At 69.3% G+C, this 2,807-nt stretch carries 3 protein-coding genes; 2 read left to right on the top strand and 1 reads right to left on the bottom strand.

Annotated elements, in window-relative coordinates:
- The coding region (locus VNE62_03490) for a hypothetical protein (protein HVE91354.1) at window positions 1-277 on the bottom strand (277 nt) is incomplete at its 3' end.
- Between VNE62_03490 and VNE62_03485 the strand changes: the two genes are divergently transcribed.
- A complete protein-coding gene (locus tag VNE62_03485; protein ID HVE91353.1) occupies window positions 248-1,558 on the top strand; it encodes an amidohydrolase family protein in 1,311 nt (436 codons plus the stop codon). The genes VNE62_03490 and VNE62_03485 overlap by 30 nt on opposite strands.
- A gap of 168 nt (window positions 1,559-1,726) precedes the next feature.
- Window positions 1,727-2,807 (top strand): FecR domain-containing protein (locus VNE62_03480; GenBank protein ID HVE91352.1); only part of this gene is annotated, 1,081 nt, incomplete at its 3' end.

The following is a 2,807-nucleotide window of genomic DNA, read 5'->3' as shown; positions in this document are numbered from 1 at the left end:
CTGTGCCGCCTTCGTCACGAGCACATCTTGGCGGGAGGACCAGCATCCGGTTTGGAGCGTCACGGCGCGTAGGGTCGGATGGATGTCCCCTGAGGGCCGAACTCTTCTCCTGCGCAGCGGCCGCCTCGCTGGCGGACCGGTAGATCTCCTCATCGCCGGCGGTCGGGTCGTGGTGCTCTCGCCGGAAGTCGACAGGGGGGACGCCGACGAGGTTCTCGACCTGGGGGGCCGCACGGTCGTCGCCGGAATGGCGGACGCGCACGTCCACTTCACGCATTGGGCCTTCCACCGGCTGACCGAAGAACTGAACCGCGCCCTCGCCTCAGCCGGGAACGACGAGGAAGCCGCCGCGGCGGTGGCCCACCACGCGCCGGGCGCGACGGCGGGTGGCTGGATCAGGGCGATGGGATTCCGCCAGTCGACTTGGCCCGCCATGCCGCACAAGTCGCAGCTCGACCGGGCGGTGCCGGGTGTTCCTGTCGCGCTTACCAGCCAGGACGGTCACAGCGCCTGGTTCTCGAGCGCCGCGCTGTCTGCGATCGGCTTGGACCACGAGACCGGGTACCTGCGCGAATGGGAAGCCTGGGAGGCGGAGCGACAGCTGCCTTCCTACTCCGAGGCGCAGACAGACGAAGCCGTCGATGCTGCGGTCAACGCGGCCGCGGCGCGCGGCATTACTCACATCCAGGACTACGGCTGGTCGTACGCCGATGTCGCCGGGTGGATGCGACGGTCAGCTAAGGGGCCGCTGCCGTTGCGCGTCAGTTCCGCCGTGCATATGCGTCAACTCGACGAGGCCGAGGCAGCCGGCTGGCGCTCCGGGCAGGTTCTGGACCAGTCCGGCCGGCATGAGGTGGGTCCGCTCAAGTTGTTTGCCGACGGCGCCCTGGGCTCGAGGACCGCGCACTGTGATCACGCGTATGTCGGGGAGCCCGACAACTCCGGGATGCCGCTGCTTGATCTGGCCGAGCTGACGAAGCTGTTGGGCCGCGCCAAGAAACAAGGTCTTGGCACGGCCGTTCACGCCATCGGCGACCGCGCCAACCGGACGGTGTTGGACGCGTACGAGGCGGTTGGAATGTCCGGGCGCATCGAGCACGCCCAGCTGGTCGCCCCGGACGACCGCGCCCGGTTCGCGAAGCTGGGCGTCACTGCCTCGGTGCAGCCAGGGCACGCGGTCGACGACCAGGACCTTGTCGAGCAGTGGTGGGGTGACCGGGTCGACACTGCTTATCCCCTTCGGTCACTGGCCCGGTCGGGTAGTGGTCTGGTCTTCGGATCAGACGCGCCCGTCTCGCCTTTGGATCCGTGGCGGGCCATCGCCGCGGCGGTGCACCGAACCGTCGATGAGCGGCCCCCCTGGATGGTGGACGAGACCCTTTCTCTGGCCGACGCCGTCGCCGCCTCGTCGCGCCTCGCTCTCGAGGAGGGAGCGGTCGCCGACCTGGTTGTCCTCGGCGAGAACCCCGATCACCTCTCGCCGATCGACCTGGCCAACATCCCCGTTGCCGCGACCATGGTTGCCGGCACATGGAGCCTGCCCCCAACCTGGCGCTAGCGGGTCGAGGGAGGAGCCCGGAGTCCGTTGACCGAATGGTGTACCCGGTTGTGACATTTGACGCACAGAAATTTCTCAAGGATCTAGGCGCTAACTGACACAATGTGACTAAATCCGATACGGGGGGATACGTAGGTGTCAGGACGGACTCAATCGAAGGGAGCGCGAGTGACTGCGCTCCTGGCTGCGCTGGGGGTGATCGCCGGCTTCATAGGCGTCGCCGTTCAAGCGCGCTCGAGCGAGCCGTCCGCCGTGGCTGCGTTGCAGGTCGTGCGGCCGTCAGTCGACCTAGCGACCCCAGGACAGCCCGAACGGGCTGGGGCAACGGGCGAGGGCCTTGTCGAGGGCTCCACCGTACGCACTGGGCCGATCGGACTGGCCATTGTCGACTACCCCGACGGTTCGCTCACCCGTCTGGCGCCGGCCACCACTTTCACGGTGGAGACCCTGCGCTCAGGCCCGAAGACCCGAGACGTCGTCGGAAGGCTCGAGGCGGGACGCTCCTGGCAGACCGTCAAGAAGGCCACCGGTAGCGGGAGCCGTTTCGAGATTCACACGTCCTCGGCCATCGGGGCGGTGCGCGGCACCCGCTTCGGGGTGTCCTGCCTCACCGAGATTTGCACCTACGCCGTGGGCGAAGGGATCGTCGAGGTCATCTCCGACGGCCGCTCGGCCCTGGTGCATGGCGGAGAACAGGTCGACGTCCCCCCGACCGGAGGACCCGGCGAAGTAGAGCCACTCGACACCGCGAATCCGTGGGTGAAGTTGAACATGGGCCTCGATGACCTGGAGAGGCCCGAGGTCGTGAGGGAGTGGCTGACCCAGCTCTCTGCCCCGGGAGGACCCGACCCCGACCCGGCGGACTTCGACGCGTCCCCCGGACAGCCGAACAACCCCGAGGGTGCCCGTGCGGGCGCCTCGGCGGGTCCTGCTGAGCCCGACTCATCAAGCCCCGCGCCCGGCGGATCCAAGGCGTCGCCGTCCGGAAGCCAGACCTCGCAGGCTTCTTCTTCCGGACCTGGCTCCGGTCCGGCCCAAGCACCCGGCAGTGACCCCGTGTTCGGGCCCCCGGCGCCGCAGCCCCAGGCGAGTCCCGTGTTCGGGCCGCCCGCGCCCCAGCCCAAGCCCCAGTCCCAGTCCCAACCGGAGCCGGAGCCGGAGCGGCAGCCTGCTCCCGTGTTCGGGCCGCCGGCGCCCCAGCCTGCGCCGCAGCCCCAGCCGAGTCCCGTGTTCGGGCCGCCGGCGCCCC

Source organism: Actinomycetota bacterium (assembly GCA_035536535.1).
Classification (GTDB): Bacteria; Actinomycetota; JAICYB01; order JAICYB01; family JAICYB01; genus DATLNZ01.
This window is presented reverse-complemented; position numbering and strand designations above follow the sequence as displayed.

What these genes read in the sequence shown, in the direction of transcription:
- VNE62_03485 (HVE91353.1), top strand. Translation starts at nt 248, where the DNA reads ATGGCGGACGCGCACGTCCACTTCACGCATTGGGCCTTCCACCGGCTG.